Annotated in this window: 28 protein-coding genes and 1 tRNA gene; 10 read left to right on the forward strand and 19 right to left on the reverse strand. The window is 36.4% G+C overall.

Going from position 1 to position 26,247, the window contains the following annotated elements:
• Positions 1-6: 6 nt before the first annotated feature.
• A complete protein-coding gene (locus ACMGDK_RS06275; protein ID WP_436807146.1) occupies positions 7-774 on the forward strand; it encodes an MBL fold metallo-hydrolase in 768 nt (255 codons plus the stop codon).
• 68 nt (positions 775-842) lie between these two features.
• Positions 843-922, forward strand: a tRNA-Leu gene (locus ACMGDK_RS06280).
• Positions 923-993: 71 nt separating this feature from the next.
• Here ACMGDK_RS06280 and ACMGDK_RS06285 read toward each other — a convergent pair.
• A complete protein-coding gene (locus ACMGDK_RS06285; protein ID WP_436807147.1) occupies positions 994-2,250 on the reverse strand; it encodes a hypothetical protein in 1,257 nt (418 codons plus the stop codon).
• A 434-nt stretch (positions 2,251-2,684) separates the two neighbouring features.
• Complete coding sequence (locus ACMGDK_RS06290; protein ID WP_436807148.1) at positions 2,685-3,632, reverse strand: beta-1,6-N-acetylglucosaminyltransferase; 948 nt, start codon at positions 3,630-3,632, stop codon at positions 2,685-2,687.
• Between the two features lie 520 nt (positions 3,633-4,152).
• On the opposite strand from ACMGDK_RS06290, the gene ACMGDK_RS06295 reads away from it, so the two are divergent.
• The 3 genes from ACMGDK_RS06295 (at position 4,153) to lgt (ending at position 6,614) form a co-directional block, all read left to right on the forward strand.
• A complete protein-coding gene (locus ACMGDK_RS06295; protein WP_436807257.1) occupies positions 4,153-5,277 on the forward strand; it encodes a DEAD/DEAH box helicase in 1,125 nt (374 codons plus the stop codon).
• 90 nt (positions 5,278-5,367) lie between these two features.
• Complete coding sequence (locus ACMGDK_RS06300; protein ID WP_034741125.1) at positions 5,368-5,562, forward strand: cold-shock protein; 195 nt, start codon at positions 5,368-5,370, stop codon at positions 5,560-5,562.
• Positions 5,563-5,777: 215 nt separating this feature from the next.
• The gene (lgt, locus tag ACMGDK_RS06305) at positions 5,778-6,614 is read left to right on the forward strand and encodes a prolipoprotein diacylglyceryl transferase (RefSeq protein WP_436807149.1); all 837 of its coding nucleotides are present in this window, start codon (positions 5,778-5,780) and stop codon (positions 6,612-6,614) included.
• Positions 6,615-6,898: 284 nt separating this feature from the next.
• On the opposite strand, the gene ACMGDK_RS06310 is transcribed toward lgt, so the two are convergent.
• The 3 genes from ACMGDK_RS06310 to ACMGDK_RS06320 all read right to left on the reverse strand — a co-directional run bounded on the left by ACMGDK_RS06310 (position 6,899) and on the right by ACMGDK_RS06320 (position 9,116).
• The gene (locus ACMGDK_RS06310) at positions 6,899-7,600 is read right to left on the reverse strand and encodes a LytR/AlgR family response regulator transcription factor (protein WP_436807150.1); all 702 of its coding nucleotides are present in this window, start codon (positions 7,598-7,600) and stop codon (positions 6,899-6,901) included.
• Positions 7,581-8,651, reverse strand: a complete 1,071-nt coding sequence (locus tag ACMGDK_RS06315) for a sensor histidine kinase (RefSeq protein WP_436807151.1) — start codon at positions 8,649-8,651, stop codon at positions 7,581-7,583. The genes ACMGDK_RS06310 and ACMGDK_RS06315 overlap by 20 nt, the downstream gene beginning before the upstream one ends.
• 81 nt (positions 8,652-8,732) lie before the next feature.
• Positions 8,733-9,116, reverse strand: coding sequence for a DoxX family protein (locus ACMGDK_RS06320; RefSeq protein ID WP_436807152.1), 384 nt, complete (start codon positions 9,114-9,116; stop codon positions 8,733-8,735).
• Between the two features lie 669 nt (positions 9,117-9,785).
• On the opposite strand from ACMGDK_RS06320, the gene ACMGDK_RS06325 reads away from it, so the two are divergent.
• Positions 9,786-10,214, forward strand: a complete 429-nt coding sequence (locus tag ACMGDK_RS06325) for a cold-shock protein (RefSeq protein ID WP_436807153.1) — start codon at positions 9,786-9,788, stop codon at positions 10,212-10,214.
• A gap of 66 nt (positions 10,215-10,280) precedes the next feature.
• On the opposite strand, the gene ACMGDK_RS06330 is transcribed toward ACMGDK_RS06325, so the two are convergent.
• The 4 genes from ACMGDK_RS06330 to queG all read right to left on the reverse strand — a co-directional run bounded on the left by ACMGDK_RS06330 (position 10,281) and on the right by queG (position 13,414).
• Positions 10,281-10,757 carry an SRPBCC family protein gene (locus ACMGDK_RS06330; protein ID WP_436807154.1) on the reverse strand — a complete coding sequence of 159 codons (477 nt, stop codon included), beginning with the start codon at positions 10,755-10,757 and terminating at the stop codon, positions 10,281-10,283.
• 13 nt (positions 10,758-10,770) lie between these two features.
• On the reverse strand, positions 10,771-11,418 hold the full coding sequence (locus tag ACMGDK_RS06335) for a murein L,D-transpeptidase catalytic domain-containing protein (protein ID WP_436807155.1): 648 nt from the start codon (positions 11,416-11,418) through the stop codon (positions 10,771-10,773).
• Between the two features lie 6 nt (positions 11,419-11,424).
• Positions 11,425-12,102: a TIGR02117 family protein gene (locus tag ACMGDK_RS06340; RefSeq protein ID WP_436807258.1), complete on the reverse strand. Its 678-nt coding sequence runs from the start codon at positions 12,100-12,102 to the stop codon at positions 11,425-11,427.
• Between the two features lie 358 nt (positions 12,103-12,460).
• Complete coding sequence (gene queG / locus ACMGDK_RS06345) at positions 12,461-13,414, reverse strand: tRNA epoxyqueuosine(34) reductase QueG (protein ID WP_436807156.1); 954 nt, start codon at positions 13,412-13,414, stop codon at positions 12,461-12,463.
• Positions 13,415-13,514: 100 nt separating this feature from the next.
• Between queG and ACMGDK_RS06350 the strand changes: the two genes are divergently transcribed.
• The 3 genes from ACMGDK_RS06350 (at position 13,515) to ACMGDK_RS06360 (ending at position 15,732) form a co-directional block, all read left to right on the forward strand.
• Positions 13,515-14,717, forward strand: a complete 1,203-nt coding sequence (locus ACMGDK_RS06350; RefSeq protein WP_436807157.1) for a porin family protein — start codon at positions 13,515-13,517, stop codon at positions 14,715-14,717.
• Between the two features lie 70 nt (positions 14,718-14,787).
• A complete protein-coding gene (locus ACMGDK_RS06355; RefSeq protein WP_436807158.1) occupies positions 14,788-15,087 on the forward strand; it encodes a rhodanese-like domain-containing protein in 300 nt (99 codons plus the stop codon).
• Between the two features lie 27 nt (positions 15,088-15,114).
• Positions 15,115-15,732 (forward strand): HD domain-containing protein, encoded by a 618-nt coding sequence (locus ACMGDK_RS06360; RefSeq protein WP_436807159.1) that lies wholly within the window; start codon positions 15,115-15,117, stop codon positions 15,730-15,732.
• 601 nt (positions 15,733-16,333) lie between these two features.
• Here the strand turns inward: ACMGDK_RS06360 and ACMGDK_RS06365 are convergent.
• The 10 genes from ACMGDK_RS06365 to ACMGDK_RS06410 all read right to left on the reverse strand — a co-directional run bounded on the left by ACMGDK_RS06365 (position 16,334) and on the right by ACMGDK_RS06410 (position 24,793).
• Positions 16,334-16,897 (reverse strand): alpha/beta fold hydrolase, encoded by a 564-nt coding sequence (locus ACMGDK_RS06365; RefSeq protein WP_436807160.1) that lies wholly within the window; start codon positions 16,895-16,897, stop codon positions 16,334-16,336.
• Positions 16,843-17,100: an alpha/beta fold hydrolase gene (locus tag ACMGDK_RS06370; RefSeq protein WP_436807161.1), complete on the reverse strand. Its 258-nt coding sequence runs from the start codon at positions 17,098-17,100 to the stop codon at positions 16,843-16,845. Before ACMGDK_RS06370 ends, ACMGDK_RS06365 begins: the two co-directional genes overlap by 55 nt.
• Positions 17,101-17,110: 10 nt before the next feature.
• Positions 17,111-18,100: an NAD(P)H-dependent flavin oxidoreductase gene (locus tag ACMGDK_RS06375; RefSeq protein WP_436807162.1), complete on the reverse strand. Its 990-nt coding sequence runs from the start codon at positions 18,098-18,100 to the stop codon at positions 17,111-17,113.
• Positions 18,101-18,191: 91 nt separating this feature from the next.
• A complete protein-coding gene (locus ACMGDK_RS06380) occupies positions 18,192-19,556 on the reverse strand; it encodes a peptidylprolyl isomerase (protein ID WP_436807163.1) in 1,365 nt (454 codons plus the stop codon).
• An 87-nt stretch (positions 19,557-19,643) separates the two neighbouring features.
• A complete protein-coding gene (locus ACMGDK_RS06385) occupies positions 19,644-20,567 on the reverse strand; it encodes a PfkB family carbohydrate kinase (RefSeq protein ID WP_436807164.1) in 924 nt (307 codons plus the stop codon).
• A gap of 28 nt (positions 20,568-20,595) precedes the next feature.
• Entirely contained in the window at positions 20,596-21,153 is a 558-nt protein-coding gene (gldD, locus tag ACMGDK_RS06390; protein WP_436807165.1) for a gliding motility lipoprotein GldD, read from the reverse strand.
• Between the two features lie 43 nt (positions 21,154-21,196).
• The gene (gene mutY, locus ACMGDK_RS06395) at positions 21,197-22,231 is read right to left on the reverse strand and encodes an A/G-specific adenine glycosylase (RefSeq protein ID WP_436807166.1); all 1,035 of its coding nucleotides are present in this window, start codon (positions 22,229-22,231) and stop codon (positions 21,197-21,199) included.
• A 194-nt stretch (positions 22,232-22,425) separates the two neighbouring features.
• A complete protein-coding gene (locus ACMGDK_RS06400) occupies positions 22,426-23,004 on the reverse strand; it encodes a hypothetical protein (protein WP_436807167.1) in 579 nt (192 codons plus the stop codon).
• On the reverse strand, positions 22,964-24,325 hold the full coding sequence (locus ACMGDK_RS06405; RefSeq protein ID WP_436807168.1) for a DUF5458 family protein: 1,362 nt from the start codon (positions 24,323-24,325) through the stop codon (positions 22,964-22,966). Before ACMGDK_RS06405 ends, ACMGDK_RS06400 begins: the two co-directional genes overlap by 41 nt.
• A 21-nt stretch (positions 24,326-24,346) precedes the next feature.
• A complete protein-coding gene (locus ACMGDK_RS06410; RefSeq protein WP_436807169.1) occupies positions 24,347-24,793 on the reverse strand; it encodes a type VI secretion system contractile sheath small subunit in 447 nt (148 codons plus the stop codon).
• A gap of 356 nt (positions 24,794-25,149) precedes the next feature.
• Here ACMGDK_RS06410 and ACMGDK_RS06415 point away from each other — a divergent pair, with 356 nt between their 5' ends.
• The gene (locus ACMGDK_RS06415) at positions 25,150-26,196 is read left to right on the forward strand and encodes a hypothetical protein (protein ID WP_436807170.1); all 1,047 of its coding nucleotides are present in this window, start codon (positions 25,150-25,152) and stop codon (positions 26,194-26,196) included.
• The last annotated feature ends 51 nt before the right edge of the window (positions 26,197-26,247 follow it).

Below are 26,247 nucleotides of genomic sequence, written 5' to 3' on the forward strand. Positions count from 1 at the left end.
AAGAAAATGAAGTTGAAATTTTTAGGAACCGGTACTTCCCAGGGTGTGCCCGTTATAGGCTGTACATGCGAAGTATGTACTTCCGAAAATCCCAAAGACAGGCGTTTCCGCTCCTCAGTAATGATTACTACTGAGGAAAGTAAAAAAATACTCATCGACTGCGGGCCGGATTTCAGGGAACAGATGCTTCTCAACCATGAAAACATTGTAGATATTGCCCTTCTTACCCATGAACATAATGACCATGTGATTGGGCTTGATGATATGCGTCCGCTGATCTTTAAAAGCGGAAAAAATATGCCTATCTACTGTTACCAAAGGGTTGGACATGAGATCAAAAACCGTTTTCCTTATGCTTTCGCCGATGTAAGATATCCGGGAGCACCAGCTTTTGATCTTCACGAAATTGAAAATAAACCTTTCTACGTTTTAGATACCGAAATCACTCCTGTTGAAGTGATCCATTATGAAATTACGGTCTTCGGATATAAATTTAAAAACCTTGCCTACATTACGGATGCCAATTTTATTTCGGATATAGAAAAGGAGAAACTGCAGAATCTGGATGTACTGGTTTTAAACTGCATCAGAAAATTCGATCCGCATCCAGCTCATTTTATCCTTCCTGACGTCATTGCCCTGTTTAAGGAGCTTAAGCCTAAAAAATTATTTTTAACCCACATCAGCCATCATCTTGGCCTGCATGATATTGAAGATAAGGATCTTCCGGAGGGAATGCATCTGGCCTATGATGGTTTGGAGATAGAATTTTAAAATTTTTCTTTTAAAAAGCTTTTGAACATTAAAAAAAGTTTCTATATTTGCACACCAATTTAACACTTGCCCAGGTGGCGGAATTGGTAGACGCGCTGGTCTCAAACACCAGTTCTTAGGAGTACCGGTTCGATCCCGGTCCTGGGTACAAAAAACCTCTGAAATCATTTGATTCTCAGAGGTTTTTTATTAAGTTTTAATAATAAACTCTTTCAGCTGTTACCACTTTATTTTCGGCAGTACTTTTTTTATTTCTTTTGCGATATTATTTCCTGCTTTTCCCAGCTCGTTTCCAACATTGGTAAATACCTTTACCGCTTCATGGTTTTTACCCGGGCCGTACTGAATGTCGTGAATTGTATTATTCCATGTTTTCACGATGTCATTGTTAGGACCAAACTGATTCTGCAACTCAGAACCGATTTTATTCAAACCTTTTACAATGTCATTATTTTTACCAAAACAACCGGAATCACCTCCCACACCATTGGTAAGGCATTTATCCAGCTCTCTTGACATCAGCTGCCCACCGGCACAACCGGCAAAAACATAAGGTTGGCCGCCTGACGTCACAGCACACTGCACTACGATCTGAGCTTCTGTATTCATATTAAGTCTGCTTGCTCCATAGCACATGGCTGTATTCATAAAGTTTACCTGTCCAAAACTACCCTGCTGCTGCACACAGGAAAGAAGCTTTTGAAGCTCAGGATCCGAGGATTCACCTGCCAGGCATAACGGATATTTACTATAATCATTTCCATACTGCTTATAACATTTCAGCAGAGATGAAGATATTCTTCTTTCATTAGTGCCTCCCATAATTCCGACCAGACATAAGGCCTGCTCTTCAGGTGTTGAAGCATTTTTAACACAGTTATAAATTTCATTCTCTTTTTTTCCGGCCATATTTTCAATCATGCAGTCACCAAATTTCTGTTTGTCCAGTGTACCATTAAAACCTATTGACCGGTCGTAACAGTTTTTAGCGTTCTGCTCGTTTGTGATCATCAGATTACCATACGGATTGTTCACGTCTACAATCTGCTCCGGTAAAGGCTGGAAACCGTCCGCTGTCTGAATACCAACATTAGGGTTGTATACCGGCGGAACGTAATTAATCATAGGATTTGGTGGCGGCTGAATGTCTGAATAACCAATAATCCTGGCCCCCTGGATATAATCAATCTCAATAACGTTCCTGTTGTAATCCAGGAAAAAAGCTTTTTGGTGCGGATTGGCAGCCGGCAGCCTTAAATACATCATTCCCGACGGATCACGATACACCAATCCTTTATTCATGGGGTTCCCATCCTGTACCATCATTCCGTCACTATACAAAACGAAGCTCTGCTGATGTACCTGGTCATAAATACGGCCAACCGGTGCCGGAGGCTGCGAATAGAGACTGGTAAACAGAACGAGCAGGAAAAAGCTCACAACAATTTTCAAACTGTTTAAATGTAATGTTTTCATGGTATTTTATTTTTTATTAGCAGTAATTATTATAAATCTAATCTACAGTAGAGTTCCGGCAGAAATACCGTTAGTATACTTTATCGCTTATCAATTTTATAGTAAAACTGGTGATAAAAACAAAATAAGTCAATTACACTTTTGGGTACTTTATCACTGCCAGGAAATATTATCCCAACAAAGAAAGCTTATTTAAACCAAATGCTAATCCATTGAAAATAAATGATATTTTATGCTATTATTTATTTTAAATCACTTATATTTAATATAGAAATAGAGCTTAAAAAAACACAATGCTGATATCTTGATTTCTTATTAACGAACATTTAAGTTGAAATAAGTTATATGTTCATTGACCTCTTGTTAATCACAGGAGGTTTTAATTAAAATCATTGATAAGAATGTTTGGTAATATTTTTAAGGAAATAAAAAAATTAATTATCCTGCCGTCTATCAATCTTCAGCTCTCTTTCTACTTCATCTACGTTCGGTAAAGGAAGATCATAGCTTTCTGCAATGTATTTCAGAACTTCTTCTTCGGTTTTCTCATTTATTTTCCTGATGAAAAGGTGATTAGTAGTTTTCAGAAAAAGAATAAGCTCATCTGATGTCTGCTTCTTACCGAATATCGGTTTTTCGATGACCGCTCTTTTATCATCATTTACAATAAGATCGTTAAAAGAAGTATTCATAAGAACAGTCTGGAAGAAGGATTCCGCAGGCAGGAATGTATGGAGGTAATAATCCTCAAAATTCATCACTCTTTTATTGTTAGCGAGAAAAGCGCAGGTATCTCTGGTAAAAATAACCCATTTTCCACCTATGTAGGGCGTAACACCTTTCATAAATTCTCTTTTGTACATAAGAGAAGAAATCTTGTAAGACAGTTCTGTAAAATGATTCTGTATTCTCTGGAGAGTATCCGGACGGTAAAACTTCTGATCATAATAGAAAAGATAATTCCTTCCTTTGTTGGCTGTAAGGAATTTCCTAATGATATTCTGCGATTTCAAAGGATAATCTTCACCGCTCAGATTAACAAAATAATCCCATTCCTGGCTGACATTAAGCAGAAATTCCATGGCATCAAGCTCAGCCTGAATCATACTGAATCCTCCGGAAACAATATTGATGCTTTCCAGAATATAAACATTCGGAAACTTCACAAGAAACATCTGAATCTCATCGGTTATCTCTTCTTTAGCTTTCCGGTCGATATGAATAAGATAAAACTGATCTCTGGTATAGATCTTCTGAAACATCACTTTGAACACTTCCGGCTTGTGGTGTACCATAATGAAGTACGCAATTCTCACATGCTGGTCTGAGTGAGATTCTAAGATTTGGGGTTGGGGGCTGGTTTTAGGAACAGAAGTCTGCATAAGTACGGATTTAAAATCATCCGCTGGTTGCAAACAATTCAGTTAACGTGCGAAAGCTACGAATAATTTTTTGATAATCAATTATTTAAACTAATCAATATTCAGTTTCTTTATTGTAGCTTTGCAAAGCATTTATAAAAACAGGTCTCTGCCTTTTGCTATTCTGTAATAGTTTAAAATCTTCATTTTTCTCTTTCAGTTTTGCTTTTTCAGCTGCCCAATTAAAACTTATTTTTTAAATAATTTTTAATACTGCTTCCTAAGTTTTCAGGTTGAAGTAGTTATAAAGCTCAGAACGGTACGGATTTATAAAATCCTGTCCCTGAGAATAAGAACGATATGATATTGCAAAGCTCAGCAAATATATTCCCAACTGAATTTATTGTCAAAGTTAATGCAAAGTAAAATAATAATTAAAGATAATGCTTATCAGAATTGATATTCATTATTTTAATACAAGACAACAATTCAGATCTTAACCGATTTGGCCACTCAGAACCGGATGTTCCGGTAGAATATGATGAGTTTTAAAAATTTAAATTTAATAAATCCTATAGTCCGTGCCGTTACAGAAGCCGGATATTCCAAACCTACAGAGATACAGTACACTGCTGTTCCCCATATTTTAGCAGGAAGGGATATTATAGGATATGCCCACTCCGGCACTGGAAAAACGGCAGCATTTGCCATGCCTATTCTTCAGTTATTAAAAAGAAATACACCAGATCATAAAGAAATACGGACTTTAATATTAACTCCAACCCGGGAATTGGTCCTGCAGCTGGAAGAAAGTTTTAAGGTTTACAGCAAATATTTACCACTGTCACAGCTTTCCATCTTTGGAGGTGTATTATCAGGAAGCCAGCTGGCTGCTCTGAGAAAAAGAGTGGATATCCTCATTGCAACTCCCGAAAGACTGCTGGATTTGGTAAGCCAAAGACATATTGATCTCTCTAAAATTGAAATACTGGTCCTGGATGAAGCAGACAGAATGCTTGATATGGGATTTGCAGACGATGTGAAAAAGATCCTGAAGCTGGTTTCACAAAAAAGACAGACTTTATTCTTTTCCGCAACCCTGCCGCCAGACGTTCAAAAATTTGCAGATGCCATGTTGAAGAACCCTGTGGAAATTACGGTAAATCCGGCTCCATCATCAATGCATACCATTAATCAGTCCGTTTACTTTGTTGAAAAGACTCAGAAAACTGATCTGCTTATCAATATACTGCAGGATGTATCTATTTTACGTTCACTGGTTTTTACACGTACAAAACAGGGTGCAGACAAACTGGTGAAACAATTGGAACGTACAGGAATTTTTGCAGCAGCCATCCATGGGAACAAATCTCAGATGGCAAGACAGCAGGCCGTGGAAGATTTCAGAAACAGTAAAATCCGTGTTCTGGTCGCCACTGATATTGCCGCCAGGGGAATTGACATTGAGGAGTTTCCTTATGTAGTTAATTACGAACTTCCGAATGTACCTGAAATTTATGTTCACCGCATCGGAAAAACCGGAAGAGCAGGAATTAAGGGAACCGCCGTTTCTTTCTGTGATGAAGGGGAACGTTCTGACTTAACTAATATTCAGAAGCTGATAGGGTTTATAATGCCCGTGGAAAAACTCCAATATATTCATTAAATCACAACAAAATAAATGGACAACTTTTCTGATAAGTTTTAGAAAATAGTCCGCAAGATAATTAATACAACAATTTTTAATACTATTACAATGCAAGAAGGCACCGTAAAATTTTTCAATGAAGCAAAAGGCTTCGGATTTATTTCTCCAGCAGACGGAGGTAAAGACATTTTTGTACACTCTTCAGGATTAGATACAAGATCTATCCGTGAAAACGACAAAGTAGTTTTCGAAGTACAAAAAAGCGACAAAGGTTTAAATGCAGTTAACGTTAAGTTAGCATAATTTGAATATACGTTTAAACGAACATTGACTGATAAGTAGCAATACCCTTCATTCGATGTCCGTTCAAAACCTCTTACTTGATGTGAGAGGTTTTTTGTATTGGGATAAAAACATGATATATTCCCCCAAAATATCCTAAAGTTTAGCTTATGTTCCTTAAAAACGGCTATATCTGCTATATTTGTCCTTTAAAAATAATTCCACAACCACCATCAATGAATGTATTATACGTTAACTGGGATGTAAGTCCTGAAATCTTCAATATTTCCGGATTCCCTCTTAAATATTATGGCTTACTGTTTTTGGCCGGACTTGTTCTGTGCTATACAATCCTAAAGACCATCTATAAAAAAGAAAATTTAAGCCAGCAGGCACATGAAGCCCTTTTTTCTTATGCCTTCATAGGGATTTTAGTAGGGGCAAGATTGGGGCACTGCCTTTTTTACGATTTCGATTATTATTCTCAGCATCCAATCGAGATATTCTTACCCATTCAAAAAGGTGCCGACGGAGCCTATCATTTTTCAGGATACGCAGGACTGGCAAGCCACGGCGGCGGAATTGGACTTATTATCATGCTTCTGGTGTATGCCAGAAAGTTTTCCATTAAGTTTATGACTGTTCTGGATGTGATTGCTATTGCCACTCCTCTGGCCGGAGCATTTATCAGGTTGGGCAATCTCATGAATTCCGAAATTATAGGAACGCCTTCTAATGCGCCATGGGCTTTTATATTCAGGCAGATAGACAATATTCCGAGACATCCTGCCCAGCTGTATGAGGCGATCTGCTACCTAATAATCTTCCTTACGGTGTATTTTATTTATACCAAAAACATCTTTAGGGTTGGGAAAGGTTTTTACTTCGGCATCACTACTCTACTGATCTTTATTGTGAGGTTCTTTGTAGAATTTATAAAAGTGGATCAGGTCGATTTTGAAAAAGGAATGAGCCTGAATATGGGGCAAATCTTAAGCATTCCGTTTCTTTTCCTCGGACTGTTCTTTATTATTAAAAGTATCCGGGACAAAAAAGAAATGAAAGTTTCATAATCCTTAAAATATAACTAAAACCTCCGGTATCACAATTTTGGTACCGGAGGTTTTTTGTCGGATTATATCAAATAAAAATTGGCTTAAGATGATTAAGCCAATCCGTATTCCTCAGAATACTAACATCCACATATATTCTAATTACTGCAATCGGTCATTGTTTTCTTTAATCTTTATTACTACTGTAGTAAGTTCCTGTGATTTGTTTAACAGTTCAAAATTGGTCAAAATTGAAGAAGAATAAAAGAAACAGCTATCAAATAAAGCTTTAAGTCTATAAAGGCTTACAACTCAATGGAAGGCTTATAGGTCCTGCCAATCGGAAGTTTTTTTCCCATCACCTGTATCATGCTGGCAGAGCGTACTTCAATTTTAGGCTTGGAAATAATGTAAGATTTGTGAATTCTCACGAATATTTTAGGATCCAGGCTTTCCTCTATCCTGCTGATTGGCATTTTCACCGTGATCGTTCCACCTTTGGTGTGAATGTGAATATATTCCCGTAAGCTTTCAATAAAAAAAATGTCATGAAGAACAATTTTAATTTGCTTTTTTCCGCTGCTGATAAAAATATGCTCGCGGTCTGCTGCCTCCAATAAAGCTTCCTCTGCATTCATCAGGTATTTAAATTTTTCAACTGCTTTGGTAAACCTGTCGTAGGGAATAGGCTTCATCAGATAATCTACGATATCAAGCTCATAACCTTCTACCGCATATTGGTGATAGGCCGTAGTCACGATAACAAGAGGCGGATTTTTTAGTTTTTTCAGGAAATCAAAGCCTTTTACCACCGGAAGGTGAAGGTCCAGAAACATCAGATCAATATCATATCTGTTTAAAAGACTTCCGGCATAAACAGCATCGGAACATTTTGCCACCAGATGAAGATCTTCATCTCTTGAAACAAAATTTTCCAGGATCTCTGCAGCTATCGGTTCATCCTCCACGATGAGGCAGCTGTATTTTTTAGAAGCGGAATGTATCATTAAGGTCAATAATTAAGGTTACAATAAAGCGTTCACTAGTACTTTCAACGGTGAGAATGTGCTTTGGGTAAAGCAGCTCAAGCTGTCTCCGGATATTTTTCAGTCCTATTTTTGTAGAATTTCCGTGAGGCTTTTCTTCTTTTGAATTTTCAATATGATAATGAAGAACACCGTTGTTCAGCTGAATATCAATATGAATAAAGCTTTTTCCAAAGGTTTCTGAAACACCATGTTTAAAAGCATTTTCCACAAACTGGATCAAAATAAGCGGGGAAATCTCCTGGGAAGGATTATCGATATTCTCATTAAAGCGAATCACAAGGTCATGATGCCGGATCTTTTGGATCTGAAGGAAATCCTTGATATTCTCTACATCTTTATCTATAGAAATATACCGTTCGGCTGCCTCATAAATATTATACCGCATCACTTTGGAAAGCTGTAAGATGACATCAGGGGTTTCATCGGCTTTTTTAAGAGCCATTCCGTAAATATTATTCAGTGTATTGAATAAAAAATGGGGATTGATCTGGGCTTTCAACATAGTAAGTTCCTGATCCAGCTTTTCTGATTTCAGCTTTGAAATCTGTTCTTTCAGCACGTTTTTCTGTCTGGTAATTTCAACGCCAAAGATAAGACCTGCCATAAAGATCAGATCCATAAAGGAGTTGAAAGCCACAAGCCCGTTGATAAATCCTGAAGGCTGTTTTGCATCCAATGTTTCAACAACTCCATAAATATATGGATAAATGATATAATGGGTAAAAAATCTGTGAGCAAGGACCGCAGCAATAAAAATAATAACAGAGAGAAGACAGGTAAGAAGTCGTTTGATATCAGTTCTTTCGTAAACATACAGGAGGGCATAGGCCAATGGGATTTTAACCAAAAGATACCCAAGTTCCAGAATAACAGTATTCTGTAGCCTCAGCTGCCATTCTGCATCAGGAAACTGATACCTCGACCAGTAAAAGTCCAGATAAACTTCCAGAATATAATACAGTATCCAAAAGAGCAGATGGATATATAATTTTGATTTTCTGCCTGGCATTGAGTGTAATAGGATTTACTATGCAAAATACCATCTTTCAGTGGAAAATAAAAATTCAAGCATTTTAATCCCCAGAATTGTCTATGAACTGCAGATTTCTTCCTTCCCGGTAAAAATAAACTGCAAAAAGCAGCAGATTAAAAGAATATTAAATTCAATTCCATTAATTCCACCACCTACAACATACCACCCATTTTGCCAGTGGACAAAATAAATTCCAAAAATCAGGATAATCATATTACAGATAGAAACTACCTTTAAAAACCTGTCCGACCAGATCAGAAATACTGAGAAAAGATGAATCAGTTTTACAGCCCAGGCTATATAGATCCCAAAAGGACTAAAACCTATGGTATCAAGGTAAAGACGGCCAAAATTTTTGATATCGCCGCTGAAAATGGATACCACACTGTGCATCAGTAAAATAACCGAAAGAGCTGCACGGATATAGAAGTTGCTTTTCATGAATCTAAATTAAAAAAACATAAAAAAAATGATGAACAGGAGATATCAACAGCTTAAAAATGTATATAAAAGAAAGGAAGTGTAATGATTGCGAATTCCATTAATTATTAAAAAAAATATTTATTTATATAAAGAATATATCACATTACATACCAACCGCATACGTTCTGAAACTGTTCTAAAATTGAACTTTTGCATGAAAAAATCCAAAACATGTGACTTTTAGGCATAACATTTGATGCTGTATGAGTCATATTATACACCACTTCATTTTTATAATATATTATTTTCCACAATCCTCAGCATGCTGGGGATTTTTTTATTGACATTTAAATTCTTGAAATGAGTACTCTCCTTAAAGGAGAAAATACATTTTTGATAATCAATGATTTAAAATAGGTTTATTCAGTTAATTGTCGTATATTTGTATATTAATTAATAGGCCGCTGCCTTTGCCCTCTGTTACAGTATAGAAATTCTTTCTTTTCAGTTCTCGCTTTTTCAGACGCCTCATTTTTTAAAAATCACTTCTTTTACTGATGAACGCCCAAACAAACTGCTTTCGACGTTCGTTTCATAAAGAAGAACAGACGGATGACTGCAGCTTTACAAAACTTGGCAGATCAGGTATAACAAATTACAATATAAAATTAAATACTAGAATAATTTATGGCAGACTCTTTTTCTAAAAAAGAAAATTTCAAGAAAAAAATTCAAAAGCAAAAAGAAAAAGCGCTGAGACGCGAAGATCGTAAAACGAATAACAACAAAGGAGCAGAAGATGTTTTCATGTATGTAGATGAATTCGGCAGACTTACTTCTACACCTCCTGAAGGCAGAGAAAGACAAGAGGTAAACATTGATGAGATCCAGCTTGGTGCAGCTCCAATTATTGAGGAGGACATCAGAAAGACAGGGATCATCACTTTCCACAGTGAGAAAGGCTATGGCTTCATTACTGAAGACAACAGCAAAGAAAATGTTTTCTTTCACAACAACAGCTGTGCACATCCTGTAAAAAAGGGGAACAAAGTATCTTTCGAGAAAGAAAAATCTCCAAAAGGATTCTCTGCTGTTAATATACAGTTAATCAAATAATTAACAGATCTGCTACACAACGGCAGATTTGTAAGAAAATAAAGAAAGCCGCTCTATGAGTGGCTTTTATTGTATCTTAAATTTATCTTTATTGAACATTTTCTCCAGTACTTGATAGCGGTAGTCGAAAATATGTTCCAGTTTCTTTTTAACAAAGAGTGGGTGCGCTATTTCACCCAAAAAACCCATTGGCAATTCGTAATCAATGGTATCTTTCATAAGCACACCTCTTTCATTGGGAATAAATTCATGATGATGATGCCATAGTTTATAGGGCCCTTTTTTCTGGAAGTCTATAAAGCTTTTCTGAAAATCCACTTTAATGATCTCTGTTTGCCATTTCATTTTTATTCCGAACAAAGGTGAAACATAATAATCTATGAGCATTCCTTCATAAATTTCATCATTTTCCATTGTAGTCAGGACGATAAAATTCATGTCTTTCGGTGTGATCTCGGAAAGATTACTGGCAGAGGAGAAAAACTTCCATGCGGTTTCTATATTGCAGTTGAGCTGTTGCTCACGGATAAGACGGTGCCTCATAATTTTCTGTGTATTATTGATAGATCCACATCAGAACCGGTTTTCCTGCCTTTTGAATCATAGGATCTATTTCTTTCATTGCATCGTTAGAAACTGTAGGACAGCCCCAGCCTTCGGGTGAACCTTTTGGAAAAACTTCGTCGTTGCTCATCTGGTCCCAGGAATGGAAAACGATATATCTTTTTAAAGCATTACTGTTTGTTTCCTCCAGACCATGCATCAGATACTTGATATTGATTCCCCAATCACTGTGACCTCTTTCCTGTAGCTTATATTTTCCTAAAGATGAAAGATGGCTTCCGTCTTCATTGCTGAACTGCGGATTATCTTTAGAGCCATCTGCACTCCATGGATTTGAACCACAGCCATGACCCACAAGGTATTTTTGGGTCACTGATTTCGTTTTAAAATCCCAGACAAAAAACCTTTTAATTCCTGAATGAAGGCTCATATCGATCAGAATACAAAAATCTGTATTGAGTTTTTCTGAAATACAGAATTTCAGAGCTTCTTCGGCCTTTGCTGTAATTTTGGACAAATCTGCTTCCGGTCTTTTTTCTTCTTTAACAAAAGCATCTGTTACAGCGGGATAATTTCTGTTAGATTCATTAGTACATGAAAGTACCAGGTATACGGCAAGAATTACTGCAAAAATCTTCATTCGAAATTATTTGTAATGTCGGAAAATACCAAAATCGGACGGGGTCCATAACGCAGCTCTCTGTCCTGCAGCTTTCAGTGCGTCATTTGCCCAGGTATTGCAGGTATTCAGGAAGCTGTATTTTCCTTTAGCATCATAAAAAGCATCGTTGACATCATAAACAGCATCGGTAGGAATAAGGATAAAGTTTCCGTTCTGATCCTTGTCGAATTTATCTTCTATAAATTTTACCAGATTCTTATATTGATCTCTGCTGATCATGATCATTTTGCAGTCTTCACCTTCTTTCATGCTGTTGTAATAAGAACAGTGCATGGCAGAATCACTGAGCCAGAAAGCCGCTTTAAAAGCAGTGGAAAATTTCAGGTCAGCCCATGTCGGGGTATCCAGATAAAAGCCTTTATCGCCCCAGCCTATTCCTATATAGCTGTAATCTGTCCTTTTTGATTTTGTATTGGAAAACGGAACTTTTGCTCCCCAATCCTGAAGATCATTTTTTACAGGCATTACGATATCTGTATGTACGCCATTGGTATAGATATAAATCGGAATATCTTTCGGCTGCCCGTCATTATCTGCAGAAACTTCTATAAGCGGCAGCAAAAGCCCCAGAATAACATATAGAGCAACAATACCCAAAATGATTCCTAAGGTTTTCAGAACATACAGTAGTACAATTTTAATACTCATGTTTTAATAAAATTTAATCTTCAATTTTCTGTAAAAGTATTTGTTTTAATCGAAAAAATGATTAAATTTAGTTACGAAATATTCACAAATATGCGTAAAAATACAAAATCACAAAAAAGATTTAAAGTACGGGTAAAAACAGCTCCAAAAAGAGTACAAAAAAAACGTTGATTTTCTGTGGGACATTAGTCTCCTGAAAGTCAATTTTTCTTTTTAGGAAAAGTTTTTCAGAGATTCTTACTGAATTAAATCTTAACCTCCTTAAGACTGACAGCTTAAGGGATGGTCATTTATCCTCCTCAACTTTGGGACTTTAATATTCCAGATAAGGATTTGTCACCAAAAATTTATCCTAAAGCTTATCTGAAGAACGTTCTAAAAATTCAATATTCCGCTTCAGACCAGCAAATTTGGTTCTCTTAACAGGGGATTTTCTGAAGATCTCAGAAAATATTTCCTGGGTAATTTCTCTCCATTCTGCTTTTTTGAAATTTTTAAGGGATTCATTCGGGGCAAATCTGCTCTGAAGATTGGGTGAAGAAAACCTGTTCCATGGACATACATCCTGGCAGATATCACATCCGAACATCCAGTCTTCCATCCTGTCTTTAAAATGATCCGGGATTTCATTCTTGAGCTCTATTGTCGCATAAGAGATACAGCGGCTTCCGTCAATGATCTTCTCCGAAACAATAGCATCGGTAGGACACGCATCAATACACTTCCTACAGGTACCGCAGTGATCTGTAGTGGCATGGTCCGGAACCAGTTCAAGATCGCAGATAATTTCTGCCAAAAAATAGAAGGAACCATTTTGCTTTGTAATGAGATTGGCATTTTTTCCTACCCAGCCTATTCCAGACTTCCTGGCCCAGCTTCTTTCCAAAACAGGTGCAGAATCTACAAAAACCCGGAACCCGAACTCTCCTATCTCCTGCTGCAATTCTGAAACCATCTCGCGGAGAATTTCTTTTACAACCTCGTGATAGTCTTCTGCGTAGGCATATTTTGAAATTTTATAGTTTTCCAGCGCAGAGATTTCCTCTTTTGGAAAGTAATTGTAGGAGAGAGAAATAACAGACTTTGAACCTTCTACAAGCAGCCTGGGATCCAATCTTTTGTCGAAATGATTTTCCATATACTTCATTTCGCCATGGAAATTATTTTGAAGCCATTTTTCAAGATTCGGTGCATCTTCTTCTAAGAAATCCGCCTTTGAGATCCCGCAACTCTGAAATCCAAAACGTTCAGCTTTAGATTTTATAAGTTGGGAATATTTTTCTGCACCAGAATTTAGAACTTTCACCTTGCAAAATTAAGATTAATTTATAAATTTGTCACTTTTAAAAAAATCATTTTATAAATAGAAATTAAGCCTGTTTATTTAAAAAACTAATCCATAAATTATGAAAAAAATCAGTCTGTTAACCGGGCTTCTTCTTTCTGGTATCTATTATACCCAGATTAAATTTGAAAAAGGGTACTTAATTGATAACCAAGGAAAAAGAACAGAAGTCCTTATTAAAAATTTAGACTGGAAAAATAATCCTGTAGAGTTTGAATATAAACTTGAAGAAAAGCAAGAAATAAAAAAAGAAAACATCAAAAACATCCAAGAATTTGGCATAGATGGAAACAGCAGGTATATAAGAAAAACGGTAATGATTGATCAGTCTTCTACTGCTCTAAAGGAGATGTCTGACGATAAAGCCCCCGAGTTTAAAGAAGAAACTATATTTCTGAATTACATTGTAGATGGAAAAGCAGGGCTTCTATACTATTGCAATGAATATAAAAAAAGAATTTTTTATACTTTAAACGGTTCTGAACCTCGGCAACTTATTTACAAACCTTATTATATCACTGAAAATAATATCGCATATAATGAAGATTATAAAAAGCAGATAGCTGAAAATCTGAACTGCGGTATTAACAGCAAGTTGCTTGAAAGAGCAGAATACACAGAAAAAAGCTTAACAGATATTTTTGTACTTTATAACGAATGTTCCGGAGGTGAAATTGTAAAATATGAGCAGGAAAAAAAGAAAAAAGATGTTTTTAATCTGAATATCAGGCCCGGAATTAATTTTACTTCATTTAGTACCTCCTATTTGGACACCTTTGATACTGATGAAACAAATTTTGAAAACAAAATATCTTTTAGAATAGGATTAGAAGCTGAGTTTATTTTACCTTTTAATAAAAATAAGTGGGCCCTTTTTGTAGAACCAACTTATCAATCATACAAAAGTGAAGCAGAAACAATTGTTGATCCAGGCAACCATAAAACAAAAAGCACTATAGATTACAAATCAATAGAAATACCTTTTGGTATAAGGCATTATTTTTTCCTTAACAATGACTCAAAAATTTTTATCAACTTAGGATATGTTGTAGATATTAAAATGAGTTCAAGTTTTATTCAATATCAAAGAGCATTTGACATAAAATCAGGAAATAATTTTGTGTTCGGAGCCGGATTTAAGTACAATAACAAATTCAGTGCTGAATTCCGAATAGGAACTTCAAGAAATCTGTTCAAAAGCTACCGTTATCTGAGTTCAAACTATAACACAACATCTATAATTTTAGGTTATACCCTTTTCTAGAAATTTTAAGTTTTTTCACGAAAAAATTGCGTATTTTCGTTCTTATTTTTAATCCTAAAATTACACAGTTATGTCTTTAATAGAAGTTATACAGTCTGGAAATTATGAATTAATTGATGTTCGTGAGCCAATGGAGCTTGAAATGGACGGAAATATAGACGGGGCCAAAAATATTCCTCTTGGTGAAGTAGAAGACAGAAAGGAAGAGATTTTGTCTATCGAAAAACCTGTGATCTTATTCTGCAGAAGCGGAAACAGAAGCGGAAAAGCATTGGAATATCTTAATGGCCAGGGCCTGAAGGATGGCTATAACGGCGGAGGCTGGGCTGATCTTAAAGCAGTATTGCAAGCAAATCAGGGAACTTTTTAAAAGTTCCTTTTTTTATATCAATTCATCATGAATCTGAAAGGAAACTTCACGGATCTCTGCCTTCATTTTACGAAAGACAGAAGTCTTATTGAAAACCTGTGGCATGAAATTGAAACTCAATATTCCGGAAAAGGCAGGCATTATCATGATCTGTTTCATCTTGAGAATATGTTCATGGAACTGGAAAGTGTAAAAAATCATATTGAAGATTTTTATACTGTTTCATTTTCTGTTTTTTACCACGATGTTATCTATGATGCCTCTTCAAAGTCCAATGAAGAAAAAAGTGCTTCATATGCAGCAGAACGGCTTCAAAGAATGGGGCTACCTCAAGCTATAATTTTAAAAACTGAAAGTCAGATCCTGGCTACAAAATCCCATCAAAAGTCAGATGATGAGGATACAAATTTTCTTCTGGATGCAGACCTTTCTGTTCTGGGAAAAGACTCAGCAATATATTTTGATTATACCCGGAAGATCCGAAAGGAATATACCCTGTATCCCGATCTTCTCTATAAGCCTGGAAGGAAAAAGATTTTGAAGCATTTCCTGGAAATGGAAAGTATTTTTAAAACGAAGCATTTCAGGAATACATATGAGCAGCAGGCAAGAAAAAATATAGCAGCAGAAATTCAATTATTATAAATATAATTGAGAAAAGAGATGCAGCAGAGCCACATCTCCAACATGAAACCATTCATTCAAACACAACTAAACTACTAATAACAAAGGGGGAATTTTGAAATTTCTTGAAAGAATTTTTTTTCATCAAATTTTGTTTTTAGAATCTTCTGCATCGTTGTTTGATGTCTCAAAAATAGAAATATAATATCACTTAAACGTGATTTAATATGTGTTTTTTGTGTAATTCTCAGCCCCTATTATCTTAGAATATACTGAAATAAAAAAGGTTAATTATTTTAAAACAATCGCTTTAAAATTTATCCGGAATATAGATAATTCATTTTTTTTATTTCATCAAAGCTTACACCTGCGTTAATATAAAAACTACCCAAATTAATGTAAAGAATAGCTGAAAATAAAATTGGGCTGTAATAATGTGTATATTTCATACAAATAGAAGGATTATCTTCCCAATTTGTACATATAAAACCAAATCAGGCTAAATAAAAAGGTAGTAAAAGTTGGACTTATATTTCAGAGGTCATTTAATCATCAAAAAGTAACAAAAAAAGCACCCCTGCTAAATTTAGGATGCCCACACTGTTGATTATATTTCAAACAACTATATTTTTTTAATAAAATCTGATGCTTTATTAAGAACCAGCTCCGGAACCTCTTTATGCGGTGTATGCCCTACTCCCGGAATGATATATTTTTCTGCAACACCGCTTACCTGTGAGACTGTTTTCTCAACCTGATCCAGGGTACCATATTCATCTGCCTCTCCTTGAATAAAGAGTAAAGGACAATGAATATCTTTTAAAAGGTATTCAATATTCCAGCTTCTGTAATCTTCACGGGTCCAGGTTTCTGTCCAGGCTCTGAAAAGCACTTCCACTTTATCTCCGTGGTATTTGGCAAGGCGTTCGGCAAGATTGGTCGTTTTATAAGCATCCCAGGCATCATAAATGCCTTTTAATGTAATCTCATCTACAAAAATATGTCCTGCTTCACAGATTACGGCTTTTATTTTTTCGGGATATTTTGAAGCTGTAATGAGGGCAATGGTTCCTCCGTCGCTGTGTCCGAATAAAATTATATTGTTAAGCTCAAGCTCATCCAGCAGGCTATTCAGTAAGCCAGCTTCCAGTTCCATATAATTAACCGGCTTTTCATGGGTAAGCATAGGTCCGGATTTCCATAACCTAATCTGTCGTACATAAGAATATTACAGCCTGTAATTTCAGACAGTTTTTCCGGCATATCTCTCCAAAGCTGTGAACAGCCTAAGGAATCGTGAAGAAAAATAATAACGGGCTTTTCTTCAGCTATATTATTGTATGTGATATAAAGTTTCTGACCTCTTACTTCTATTATTCTCTCTTCCATTCAGTCGGATCTATAAACTCGGGACTTTTGCTGCTTCAAATTCCTTTAACAAGTTACTGAAAACGGTTTCTACCGGTAATATATCATTAATTAAAGCGGAAACCTGTCCAATCTCCAGCTCACCATCTTCCATATCTCCTTCGAACATTCCACGTTTTGCTCTTGCGCGTCCCAATGAAGCTATTAAAGCTTCTTTATTTCTTCCTGACTGGTAGATGTCTTCCAGTTCACTAAAGAATTTATTTTTCACCATCCTTACAGGTGCCAGTTCTTTCAAAGTAAGGTGGGTATCGCCTTCATTCAGTTCTGTAATTTTCTTTTTCCAGTTTTCGTGAGCACTTGCTTCAACGGTAGCAGCGAATCTGGAGCCAATCTGTACACCGTCTGCGCCCAGGATCATAGCAGCTTTCATCTGAGAACCCAACGCAATTCCTCCGGCAGCAATCAATGGTTTGGAAATATGTTTCTTTACATTAGGGATTAGACAGAACGTCGTGGTCTCGTCTCTTCCGTTGTGACCTCCTGCTTCAAAACCTTCGGCCACTACAGCATCTACTCCTGCCTCTTCACATTTTACAGCAAATTTAGTAGACGAAACAACGTGGGCAACCTTTATTCCTTCTTTTTGAAGGGTTTCCGTATAGGTTTTAGGATTTCCGGCTGATGTAAAAACGATCTTCACTCCTTCTTCCAGAATAATCTGAATAATCTCTTCAAGGTTGGGATACAGCATAGGCACATTAACTCCGAAGGGTTTATTTGTAGCCAATTTACATTTCTGAATATTTTCTCTCAGGATATCAGGATACATGCTTCCCGCTCCTATGATCCCCAAACCTCCACAGTTGGAAACTGCCGAAGCCAGTCTCCAACCTGAATGCCAGATCATTCCTGCCTGAATAATAGGATATTGTATATTGAAAAGCTCTGTAATTCTATTTTGATCCGTCTTCATTTCCTGAAGTTTTTTTGCTGAATTGAAATCTATAAAATTGCTCATGCGTAAAAATAATAAAAAACGTGGGTTCTAAAGGAAATATCTTGACTTTTTGGTATAAAAAAACCTTCAGAATTTCTGAAGGTTTTATATTTTATTTTTTGATCGATTCTTTTTTCCAGTTGGCTTTGAATTTACAGTTATCATAGCGTCCGTCAATTGATATAAAGGTTGTCGGTAATTTAGAGTTGACAAACTTTTCAATCATTTCATTACGCTTTTTGTTGAGCGCCATCTGCTTGATCCTGTTATAATCTGTTTCCAGTGTGATCTGATGGGCAGGAATAACGTCTTCCAATTTGATGATCTTTATTACTTTTCTCTTATTATCTTCATCTTCGAAAGGACTAGTAATATCTCCTTTGTTCAGACCTGCCAGTTCATAGGTAATAGATCCGGGAATGCTTTCTCTTTCAATTTTATCAGAACCATCTGCGCCTGAAATAATTCCTGCGTTGAATTTCGTTTTTTTATCTTCTGAAAATTTAAAAGCAGCATCTTTAAATGTTATTTTCCCATCAAGAACAAGTTTTTTGATACTGTCCAGTTTTGCCTTTGCTGTCTTCATTTCATCGTCTGTAGGGGTCGCCTTCAACAAGATGTGTCTTGCATCGTATACTTTCCCTGATTTTCTGATCAGCTGTATAATATGGTATCCGAATTCAGATTCAATAGGCTCAGAGATCTCATTTTCCTGAAGGTTCAGTGCAGCCGCTTCAAACGGTTTTACCATCTGCCCTTTGGATATATTTTTATAAAGTCCTCCATTTGCCGCAGATCCTTCATCTTCAGAATAAATTCTTGCCTGGCTTTCAAAAGTTTCTCCAGCGGCAATATCCTGCTTGATTTTATTTAACCTTTTGATAAGGTCTTCTTTATGTGCATCGGTCAGTTTAGGATATATCATGATCTGCGCTAAAGAGATTTCATCCTTTACTTCCGGAAGCTGCATTTTGTACAGGTTATAGAAGTCTGTAACCTCATTTGGGGTTACGTCTGCCTTTTCAGTGATACGCTGATACTTTGCCTGCCCGTAATATTGGTCTACATCTATCTTTTCAATAGCGTTTTTCATTTCATACCCGTTTCTGAACTTATATGCAGCAAGCATAGTTTTTTCGTCAGGGAACTGAGAAAGCAATTGACGGTATTTTGCATTGGCCTGCTCTTTAATGGCAGCAGAACGGTTTTCAATTAATGTATCTTTTTTAGCTTCGTATACAAGAAGCTTGTTGCTGATCAGGTTTTCAAGGAAGTCACATTTGTCAGTCTCAGAGGCTCCCTGTTGTTTGGCATAGTTCATCTGCTCATTCACATCAGATTCCAAAACAATTTCATCCCCGATAACAGCAGCAATACCATCCACTAATTCTCCGGGTTTTAGCTGAGCATTCATGTTTGAAGAGAATATCATCATGAAAATCCCAAGAAGAAAAGTGATTTTTAGTTTATTTGTCATTTTACTATTTTAAACAAGTTGCAAATTTAGAATACTTAACGAATTAGTCTAAATTTTTTATTATAAATATTTCTTAAAAAGACTTATTTATTGCAGTTCGACATCGAATGTCGTTAATTCTTTGAATTGTCTTAATCTGCTGAACATATCCGCTTCACTTACTTCCTGAATTCTTTCTGTTCCGAATTTCTCAACCGTGAAGGAAGCCATTGCAGAACCTACGATCAAAGCAGACTTCATTGTTTCGAAATCAAACTTACCTTTTTTAGCAAGATAAGCTGCAAAACCTCCTGCAAAAGTGTCTCCGGCTCCGGTTGGATCGAAAACCTCTTCCAATGGCAGTGCAGGAATAGCAAATACTTTATTGTCGTGGAAAAGCAAAGCGCCGTGCTCTCCTTTTTTAATGATTACATAGTCAGGACCCATGGTGTGGATCTTTTTAGCTGCTTTTACTAAAGAATATTCTCCTGAAAGCTGTCTTGCCTCTTCATCATTGATGGTAATAACATCTGTTTTAGCAATCATATTCATCAGAATATCCCATGCTGAATCCATCCAGAAGTTCATCGTATCAAGGATAACAAGCTTTGGACGCTTGTTCATTTTTTCCAGTACGGACAGCTGAACTCCCGGATGCAGGTTTCCAAGCAGAAGGATCTCCGCATCTTGCATAGAATCCGGAATTTTCGGATCAAAATTCTCCAAAACATTTACTTCTGTAGCCAAAGTATCTCTGGTATTCAGATCATTATGATATTTCCCGGACCAGAAGAATGTTTTCCCTTCTTTTACGATTTCAATTCCTTCAATATTTACTTCTCTGTCTGTGAACATATCAAGGTGCTCCTGTGGGAAATCTCCTCCAACAACGGAAACAATACCAGATTTAACGCCTAAAACAGATGAAGTGATGCTGATATAAGTAGCGGCACCTCCCAAAATTTTATCAGTTTTACCAAATGGCGTTTCGATTGCATCAAATGCAACGCTTCCTACAACTAAAAGTTTCATATATTTTTCAATGTATTTTAAAAATCAATTATTTTTTCCATTCAAAAGTGTCCAGCAGGTGCTTCATATCATTCTTGATATAGTTCACTGCCGGGGCCAAAGAATCGGGTTTCGGCCTTGTATTAAAGTATAAATAAGCAGTCACGAAATGTTTTGTGCTGTCTGTAATGTAAAATTGAAGATTGGAAGCACTCTGCCCCTTAAGCTCATAGAAATTTCCGTACACTTTTTTATCAGGGTATTCGAATGATTTGGTATCTATGGAACTCGCTTTAATGGTATGCTCATAAACCATTTTCTCAGCTTCTTTGATATGGTCTGCAAAATCATTCTGTATCGGATAATAGGTCACAAAGACCTTGGCTTTCATTTTTGGATAATTTATATAGTACCAGCACGGCTTTTTAGCATCAGAAATGGATGCAAAGTCTGAGTATTCAAAAATATAGGCACAGTTGTTCTCAAACTTCTGATATTTCGGTGCCGGATATTCCAGGCGAAGTTCCCCGTAAGGTTTTGGAATATGATCTTTTCCGCATGAAATTAAAAGCAGTGAAACAAAAATAAAAATGACATTTTTTATCATTTTGCAAAAGTACAAATTAGATTTTAGTTTTGGGAGACAAATTTCAGTCTTTCAGTGAGTTTTGGATGTAGTTTTCCAAAGGCTTGGGAAAAGATTTATCGTGAGAAGCTTCAAAGTCTGTAATAATGTACTGATTTTCGGCTATAAAACTGTTCCAAACCGCTTCTGAATGAACCTCAACACTTGAAATTTCAATGGTGAGATTCTTATGGGTAAGCTTATGACTGATGGTTTTTACATTTCTGATAAACGGTTCCAGCTCTGCAGAAATTACCGGTGGAAATTCAAATAATTTTTTCCAGATGAAATCCTCTTTTCTCTGCCGGATCAGAAACTGTCCGTTTCTGTGCACAAAATAATATTTCAGGGCAAGATCTTCTGTTTTCACCTTTTTTGTTTTGACAGGATAATCTGATGTTTTCTGTAAGGAAAATGCAAGACAGTCATCATTTACAGGACATTCACCACAGAGAGGATTTTTAGGCTTACAGATTTCTGAACCGAGATCCATCATGGCCTGATTAAAATCGCCTACATTTTCAGGCATGACTAATGTTGCCAGTTGAGAAAAGTAGGAAAAGGCTCTTGAATTTGAAATGTCGAAGTCATCAGCAAAAATACGGCTTAAAACTCTGTAAAAATTACCGTCAACAGCCGGCATTTTACCTCCAAAGCAGATGCTAGATACTGCCGCAGCAGTATATTTTCCGACTCCTTTTAATTTTAAAATCTCTTCATAATCGGCAGGGAAAACGCCATGGTAATCGTTCATGATCTGTTGTGAGGCCTTATGGATATTAATGGCTCTTGAATAGTATCCAAGCCCTTTCCAGTAGAGCAGCACTTCATTTTCTTCCGCGTCAGCCAGTGTCTTTACATCCGGAAATCTTTTAATGAAATTATTGTAATGATTGAGGCCCTGACTGATTCTTGTCTGCTGAAAAACAATTTCGCAGATCCAGATTTTATAAGGGTCTTTTGTCTGTCTGAAAGGCAGATCTCTTGCATTTTTTCCGTACCAGCTCAGTAATTTATTTCCAATATGGAGAAAATCTGAACTTTTATTATCTTTTTCCAAAAACCTTTATCTGTTTAAAATGATTTGAGGGAATTCTTAACTGCAACTATTTTATGATGCTTCGACTTCGCTCAGCATGACACCTCTAATACCATATAGCTGCAGATTGTCATGCTGAGCGGAGTCGAAGCATATTTTGCAACCTCGTTTAAAAAGCTTAAAATGCTGTCAGTTCCCGTTCTGCAAAGATAAAATTATTTATCCTTTTTAACGGAATATACGGGAGCAGCTTTCAGCCATTGATATTTAAGATTTCTTTCTGCAGCAATAAACCGGTAGCCTTCAAGTTTTTTCAGATAAAGGTAGATTGAATCTGGCTTAAGCTTCAGTTTTTGATCGGAAAGAAACATGAACGGATAATCCATCACTGAATCTCTTATTGTTTTCAGTACTTTTCCGGATCTTACTTTGTAAAGAAAGAATGTTTTTCCTCTTCCTTTTGAACTGTCAGTCAGTTTGACATTTGAGCTTGCGATAACCAGCTCGCTACCGTCAAAGCACTCCTCTTCGTTCATGATATAGGCTTTTCCCTGCTGCCGTTCGTCTTTAAAAAGATCTACCGCGTAGTGGTCGGGAGCCTGGTATTTTTTTTCACATCCTGATAATACAATCAGCAGGAGCAAAGGCATCAAGAAGCTTAAACTTTTTTTGATCACATTAATTTTCATATGAATTGGCAGTAAAAAACCGATGTAAAATGCATCGGTTTTGTTATTTAAAATTGGGTTGTTGTTATTCCTGAGTATATTGTGCATCCCATTCGTTACCATCATCTCCTTTGTGCCCGTCCAGTTTAATAACGAAGCTTTTTGTAGGGAAATAAGGAGTCATACGGATATCAAGCCATACTCTGTCTTTATTGACTCTGTCCTGCTCGAAACGAACAATTTTGAATTTTTCAATCAATTTGTCCGGACCTTTGATATTGTCAAGGAAGGTCACGATCTGTCTTCTTAAATCGTCTTCGTTCTTAGCATTCCAGTTTTCGAAGGCTCTTCTGTTCAGGAAGTCAAGTAAAACTTTAGTTACATAGTCGAATACACGTACTACTGAATAGGTCTGAAGACCGATGTTATCTCCTGTAAACAATGTTTTCGCAGAGAATGCCATGATCTTACCATATTCGTTTACCATTGGAACAAGACCCATTTTTTCTAACTGAGAAATTTCACTTTTCTTCAATTCGAATTTTACGGCATCTACTTCGTTGATATTACCATGTTTTTTACCTGCTGCCACCTGAGACATCAAAGTTTTGTGGATTTTTCCTGCCAATGAAGTGGAAGGTGGAAGCTCTACATTGTCCTCTTCTCCTACTTCTTCGGCTCTTCCTCTTCCTACAAGCCAGTTACACGTCATAATAACGTTACTTCTGTGAAGCTCGCCTCCGGTAAGGTTTGCAGAGTGGAACAGGTCTACTACATCATCCGGCTTATCCAGGTTGGCGAAGTCGGTCACCATCATTACTTTGTTCTCGTTACAGATTTTCGCCCATTTTTCAATGACTTTATTTGAGCCTAAATATCCGGGTATTGCCAGGATAGAATAGTTGTCTCTAAGATCTAAACGGTCGTAATAGTTTTTGAATTCTTCGGAAATAGCATCAATGAATAAAGGATTATCCAGATCTGAAACCTGTTCAAGGCTTGCATTGACGATGCTTACGTTATCCACTTTATCCAACTCTGTGTTTTTATAGAACTGGGCTACAGTTCTGTAGTTGGTTTCCAACAAACGTACTGCGTCAAGTGTATTTTTCAGGTTGGTCTTTAAATTCTGGTCTGCTGCCTGCGCTTTGGTTTTGCAGGTGTCTGCCATTTGGTCTGCAGATTCGTTTCCTTCTAAAAGACTTACCCAAAGGTTTATTTTTTGAAGAAGCTCTTTTCTTTCGTCTGATTTATTATTGTCTGTCAGGAAAATTTCTTTCCTGGCTTTTCTTGTAGGGTTCATATTGGCGATACCGTCTACAACGGATTCAACAAAGCCAAAACCTCCTATTTTATTAAGCTCTGCAAGCGGGTTGCCTTTCGGCTGCCCTGAGTGTTGCTGCTGACCCTGCTGTTGGCTTTCTTGTGCCTGTAATTTGCTATCCATGATTTGATTTAGTGTAAATAATTATTTTTCAAGTTCTTGTGCCACATCTTTCAATACTTCAATGAATGCAGCTCTGGTCTGATCATTCTCAAGCATATTACGCAGAATTTTATTGGTCTTCAGCTGGCGTACGATTTTATTGTACTGCTCCTGTTCCATACTAAGCTGCTGTAAATAGTTTGATTTCTGAGTAAGGTTTTTGGGTGTAAAGTCTGCAAGATTCTGAAAACGGAATTCCTCCTCTACTACACCACCATCTTCCGTTTCGTGCTGTACAGCTACGGATGGTTGAAAATGTCTGAAGACGTCGTCCACGGTTTTTAATCCTGTTACGATTTCAGGGGTATAAGATTCTTCTGTAGTAAGCTGGCTCACTATCAGCGATTTGTTTTCCTGTATTTCCTGAATAGCTTCATTAGCGTCTACTTTTACCTCGTTGCCGCCAACACCATAATTAAACATTGCCATATTATTATTATTTTGAGATTTCTGATTTTGGTTTGGATCTGTCTTTGAGTAATTTACCGATGAATCAAACAAATTACCAATCCAATGTTTAAATTTAAAAAAAAACTGTAACATACAAAATTTTGTAAAGATTTTTCTTGAAATATTTAATTTAACATAATTTATATATGACGTAAAATCATGACTTTACGATTCACTAAACTATGAAAAATAAATAAAATAAGCTATGAAGAGATAAAATAAAATCTTTGTGCACTTTGCATTTATAAAAAAGCATCAAAAAACGTGTTAAAATAAGAATTTCTCCAATGTGAGGAAAAAAATATTCTTTATATTTAAACAAAGTAAACACAGTCATGAAAGATGTAAAGATCGCATTCAGAAAACCAATATATCCTGTTTCAGAAGCATTAAATCAATATTTGGAAAAACATAACAGAACCACTAAGATTCAGTTTTTATATGAAGACCTGCTGAGATTCAGCGACAGTGTAAATATTCTGGATAAGGAGGGCAAGGATACTTTGTGGCTCGGTGTACTGTATTCTGAGCATGAATTTACAGAAATAGAGGCTAATTTAAATAAGATTTACACCCTTCTTCATTCCGATGGAGATGAGGCTACTTTACCTTATCTTAAAGTGGATACAATTGACTTTTGTACTTTCGGAAACTCTAAACCCTTTCGAATTCGGGTGAGGAATATTCTAAACGACAATCATACTAATTTTTATATAAAACAGGCGGATGCTTCCCGAATCTATGGGCTGGAAATTGAAGACCTGCTTTCTCCCAACCGAATTAACTTTCTGATTTACAAAAACACCTTGATAGAAGAGCATATCCTAGGAATTCCCGGAGACGTTTTTATCCAGAAACATTTATTCAACTGTACAGAAATGGAAAAAGCACAGATTTCCAAAGAATTTGTAAAATTCAATGAACGTTGCCTCATCGGGCTGCTGGGTGACATGCGCTCTTATAATTATGTTATTATTCCTATTCACGATTTCGATCAGGTTATTTACAGAATTCGCCCCATCGATTTTGATCAGCAAAGCTATGAAGGGAATTTGAAAGTTTATCTTCCCCAGTATTTCAAAGAAAACAGCGTAATGGTTAATATGGTACTGGAAAAACTGAAGCCTAATTCTATAGAACAGTATCGTAAAGAAGTGCGTTCACAAATTGTAAAAAGAGTGACCAGCAGCAAAAGCAGGTTCAGTGAACTTATTGCTATTATGAAAAAAGAAGATATTGCGCCGGAAGCCAATGTTATAGAGCTGAAAACAGCTTTGCAAAAACTCACCTACGACGTCAACTTCAAGTATTGCAAAACCATGGGAGACATTATTGAAACCGGAATAAATTTTGTCCTGCGGAATTACAAGAAAGCCTATTAAAAAGAGAATCCATCTCACATTTAATTGGGATGGATCCTTTCTTTTCTAACA

It is taken from the genome of Chryseobacterium hilariae (assembly GCF_051400735.1).
GTDB lineage: Bacteria > Bacteroidota > Bacteroidia > Flavobacteriales > Weeksellaceae > Chryseobacterium.

Bases quoted from the DNA above. Each gene is read 5' to 3' on its own strand.
- ACMGDK_RS06275 (WP_436807146.1), top strand. From the start codon at position 7: ATGAAGTTGAAATTTTTAGGAACCGGTACTTCCCAGGGTGTGCCCGTT.
- ACMGDK_RS06285 (WP_436807147.1), bottom strand. From the start codon at position 2,250: ATGAAAACATTACATTTAAACAGTTTGAAAATTGTTGTGAGCTTTTTC.
- ACMGDK_RS06290 (WP_436807148.1), bottom strand. From the start codon at position 3,632: ATGCAGACTTCTGTTCCTAAAACCAGCCCCCAACCCCAAATCTTAGAA.
- ACMGDK_RS06295 (WP_436807257.1), top strand. From the start codon at position 4,153: ATGAGTTTTAAAAATTTAAATTTAATAAATCCTATAGTCCGTGCCGTT.
- ACMGDK_RS06300 (WP_034741125.1), top strand. From the start codon at position 5,368: ATGCAAGAAGGCACCGTAAAATTTTTCAATGAAGCAAAAGGCTTCGGA.
- lgt (WP_436807149.1), top strand. From the start codon at position 5,778: ATGAATGTATTATACGTTAACTGGGATGTAAGTCCTGAAATCTTCAAT.
- ACMGDK_RS06310 (WP_436807150.1), bottom strand. From the start codon at position 7,600: ATGATACATTCCGCTTCTAAAAAATACAGCTGCCTCATCGTGGAGGAT.
- ACMGDK_RS06315 (WP_436807151.1), bottom strand. From the start codon at position 8,651: ATGCCAGGCAGAAAATCAAAATTATATATCCATCTGCTCTTTTGGATA.
- ACMGDK_RS06320 (WP_436807152.1), bottom strand. From the start codon at position 9,116: ATGAAAAGCAACTTCTATATCCGTGCAGCTCTTTCGGTTATTTTACTG.
- ACMGDK_RS06325 (WP_436807153.1), top strand. From the start codon at position 9,786: ATGGCAGACTCTTTTTCTAAAAAAGAAAATTTCAAGAAAAAAATTCAA.
- ACMGDK_RS06330 (WP_436807154.1), bottom strand. From the start codon at position 10,757: ATGAGGCACCGTCTTATCCGTGAGCAACAGCTCAACTGCAATATAGAA.
- ACMGDK_RS06335 (WP_436807155.1), bottom strand. From the start codon at position 11,418: ATGAAGATTTTTGCAGTAATTCTTGCCGTATACCTGGTACTTTCATGT.
- ACMGDK_RS06350 (WP_436807157.1), top strand. From the start codon at position 13,515: ATGAAAAAAATCAGTCTGTTAACCGGGCTTCTTCTTTCTGGTATCTAT.
- ACMGDK_RS06355 (WP_436807158.1), top strand. From the start codon at position 14,788: ATGTCTTTAATAGAAGTTATACAGTCTGGAAATTATGAATTAATTGAT.
- ACMGDK_RS06360 (WP_436807159.1), top strand. From the start codon at position 15,115: ATGAATCTGAAAGGAAACTTCACGGATCTCTGCCTTCATTTTACGAAA.
- ACMGDK_RS06365 (WP_436807160.1), bottom strand. From the start codon at position 16,897: ATGCTTACCCATGAAAAGCCGGTTAATTATATGGAACTGGAAGCTGGC.
- ACMGDK_RS06370 (WP_436807161.1), bottom strand. From the start codon at position 17,100: ATGGAAGAGAGAATAATAGAAGTAAGAGGTCAGAAACTTTATATCACA.
- ACMGDK_RS06375 (WP_436807162.1), bottom strand. From the start codon at position 18,100: ATGAGCAATTTTATAGATTTCAATTCAGCAAAAAAACTTCAGGAAATG.
- ACMGDK_RS06380 (WP_436807163.1), bottom strand. From the start codon at position 19,556: ATGACAAATAAACTAAAAATCACTTTTCTTCTTGGGATTTTCATGATG.
- ACMGDK_RS06385 (WP_436807164.1), bottom strand. From the start codon at position 20,567: ATGAAACTTTTAGTTGTAGGAAGCGTTGCATTTGATGCAATCGAAACG.
- gldD (WP_436807165.1), bottom strand. From the start codon at position 21,153: ATGATAAAAAATGTCATTTTTATTTTTGTTTCACTGCTTTTAATTTCA.
- ACMGDK_RS06400 (WP_436807167.1), bottom strand. From the start codon at position 23,004: ATGATGGTAACGAATGGGATGCACAATATACTCAGGAATAACAACAAC.
- ACMGDK_RS06405 (WP_436807168.1), bottom strand. From the start codon at position 24,325: ATGGATAGCAAATTACAGGCACAAGAAAGCCAACAGCAGGGTCAGCAG.
- ACMGDK_RS06410 (WP_436807169.1), bottom strand. From the start codon at position 24,793: ATGGCAATGTTTAATTATGGTGTTGGCGGCAACGAGGTAAAAGTAGAC.
- ACMGDK_RS06415 (WP_436807170.1), top strand. From the start codon at position 25,150: ATGAAAGATGTAAAGATCGCATTCAGAAAACCAATATATCCTGTTTCA.